Below are 2,864 nucleotides of genomic sequence, written 5' to 3' on the forward strand. Positions count from 1 at the left end.
TTCCACCCTACAGCCCAGATTTCAATTTGATTGAAGGATTATGGGGATGGTTGAAAAAATCAGTAATCTACAATGTGTTCTATCAATCCGTCGATGAAATAAGAAAAGCTGTTCAATCCTTTATTTTAGAAGTCAGCAGGACACCTGAAGTTATAGTACACCGTTTGTGCAATAAGGTGTAAATATTTATTTCCATTTATATAGTTGTATTGGCTGTTTCCCCAATCTGGTAAACATCCTCTTGTTCTTCTCCACCATCCGATTGCCCACTTTCTTCTTCAACTTGATTATCTCCATTTTCTTTTCCATCACTATTACCTTCTTCCTCATTGGTACTGCATCCGGCAATAAAAATACCAGCAAGTAAAATAATGAGCATTTTTTTCACTTTTGTATTCCTCCCTGATTAGTAGGAATAGACCTTTGTCTTTTCAATTGTATAAGTTTTTCCTGACAGACTTCCATTTTGATTTGGAATGAGATTTGTAAGTGCTGGAATAAATAGCAGGTCAACATTGCCTTTGACCTTCCCTTTTATATATGACGGATTTTCATCCAAGGAAACTTCTTTATCCAGAGTGATGGCCGCCTGCAGACGCCGAATTTTTTTGTTATTATAACCTTCTCCAGCAGTTGACCTCATAATTATGAACATGCGAAGAAATAGTGGCATTGTCATATCAAGTAGTCTTGATATTTTCAAAGGCTGCCAACGAAATTTATTCGATCCTGTCAGTTGTTTGATTCCATTTGCCGTATAAATAAAAGCTTGACCTAATGCACGTAAAAAACCTAGTGGACCAGCAAAACCTCCTTGGAATAAAACTAAATCTATTAATTTCACAACAAACAACGCCATCGCAATATCCCTGATAAATGCTGCATAATTGGCACCGGCTGTGGTATAACCATAGGTGATAAATTGAGCTTGTTTATTTTCATATAAGTAGGACCCCGAAGAAGGATCCAAACTGTACGGTTCACTCGTACCATAGTTCGCCATGATGTATTCATTGATATAAAGCTGATTTCGGAATGATTCCGGAAACTCTTTCACAAAAGTGAGGAATCCACTGAAGCGATCGAAAGCATCTTTAATAAATTGTGTCCTTCCTGGATCATCATTATCACCGCCCCCATTTACTGCATCATATTCTGAAATAATGGCTTCTAGTTGGTCATATTTTGCTTGATCTTTAGCTAAATCTTCAGCACCTTCTATTAGCTCCCACAAATCAGAATATTCTTCATCAGCCTGATCCTCCATATCCTCTAAGCCGTCTTCCTGCTCCATCAATTCTTTGGAATTATCATAATCATCTAAATGACTTTGCAATAAATTGGCGTCACCATCCCGGTAACTATTATATCTTTGCCTTAACGTATTCTTGATACTGGTTGCAGAATCCACGTAATTTTCTATAATTTCATGGAAACCATTCACCAATTCACCAACAGTTCTTGAAGCGTATCCACCATCTAGCGCATCATCTTTACTCATGGTTTGATTTGGCGAAAATTGTTCATCTAATATTTCAGTACGGTTGTAAATGTCATTAAAAAAATCCGTATCCAATATCATGTTTTCCATCTTTTCAATTTCTTCGCGAGCTTCTTCACCGATGTCGAAGTCTTCAAAATTAATATCTCCGATGATGTCCTTCATTTGTTCATTGTAATCCATAGCGGAGGATGGACCAAAGTTATCGGGAGAACCAGCAGCAGGCCCCGTACCGAATAGTAGTCTATTTATGGTTGATTGAGCCGATCTGAACTTATTAAATTTATTCAAATGGTTATCTTTTAATTGGTTGAGAGCTTTATCATAGTTATCAATTTCTTGCTGCTCTTCTTCATTTTCTTCACCGTCATCTTTATTATGATCACCGCCTTCATCTTTTAATTCGTGATAACGCTCATTATAGAAAAGTAATTCTTCCATATTTTGGACGTTTTTTGGTATTTTCTCATCCAAATCAGGGTTACGAGGACCAATAATTTTTAACAGTTGACCATTTTTTTTAATCATGTTGATGTATTTTTTAATTTCTTGTCGTGCATCATCAATTTTCTTATTCCTCTTCTTGCCAACTCATATGATTCCGACAATTCTTCAACACTATTGGCATCTTCTTCAGAAAAATTATCCAAACCGGTGGTTCTAACTAAATTAAATATGGCTCTTCATTAAAATCTAAGGCTGACATTTAATGGTAGTAATTCCAAATAAATGAAAAAACACCTGTAACCCTGCTATAGTGGAAATACAGAACAAAACGCACAATAGCGAGGTGTTACAAGTGTATTGTCACTATATCAATAAATTATTAAATATTCCAGAGATTCATGTTAACGATATGACATTTGATGACCGAGAAGACGTTGTATACTTCCAGGTGGAACCTGTCCAATTTGTTCAAGTATGTCCCTGTTGCGGCAGTCCTTATGTCAAACGAAACGGAACGCCCTACAAGCGCCAAGTCCGCCATTTGCCACTTATGGAGTGGCGAACAATCCTTTTAGTACCATCTATCAACATGACATGTATGGATTGTGATGCGCATTTTGTTTGGCAGTACGATTTCGTTAAACCCAAAAAACAATATACCCAAGCTTTCCAGGAAAAGCTGATACAACAGGGCCTTGGTACGACTATCCAAGCGATGGCGAGTTTTCAGGCTGTACCTTATGCAACGGCTGAAAGATATTATAAACGTGGCCTTGCAGTCCAAAGTAACAACACACAGGCAACGTGTATTCAGGATGCTATGGCGCGTGATCAGCTGGTTTTGGGCATTGATGACTTTGCGGTTCGCAAGGGACACACCTATAATACCGGTATTCACGATTTAAAAGGCGGAAGT

The 2,864-nt window shown here is 37.6% G+C and carries 4 protein-coding genes; 2 read left to right on the plus strand and 2 right to left on the minus strand.

All coding sequences use genetic code 11. The annotated features are described in order from the left end of the window. Window positions 1–182 (plus strand): transposase (locus tag IEW67_RS17680; RefSeq protein ID WP_188634398.1); only part of this gene is annotated, 182 nt, incomplete at its 5' end. 14 nt (window positions 183–196) lie between these two features. Here the strand turns inward: IEW67_RS17680 and IEW67_RS17685 are convergent. Continuing rightward, window positions 197–388 carry a hypothetical protein gene (locus IEW67_RS17685; protein WP_188634399.1) on the minus strand — a complete coding sequence of 64 codons (192 nt, stop codon included), beginning with the start codon at window positions 386–388 and terminating at the stop codon, window positions 197–199. Window positions 389–406: 18 nt separating this feature from the next. Next, a complete protein-coding gene (locus tag IEW67_RS17690) occupies window positions 407–2,029 on the minus strand; it encodes a hypothetical protein (RefSeq protein ID WP_188634400.1) in 1,623 nt (540 codons plus the stop codon). 271 nt (window positions 2,030–2,300) lie between these two features. On the opposite strand from IEW67_RS17690, the gene IEW67_RS17695 reads away from it, so the two are divergent. Next, a partial coding sequence (locus IEW67_RS17695) for a transposase family protein (RefSeq protein WP_188634401.1) occupies window positions 2,301–2,864 on the plus strand: 564 nt, incomplete at its 3' end.

Origin of the sequence: Lentibacillus kapialis (genome assembly GCF_014646635.1) — a bacterium.
Taxonomy (GTDB): domain Bacteria; phylum Bacillota; class Bacilli; order Bacillales; family Amphibacillaceae; genus Lentibacillus; species Lentibacillus kapialis.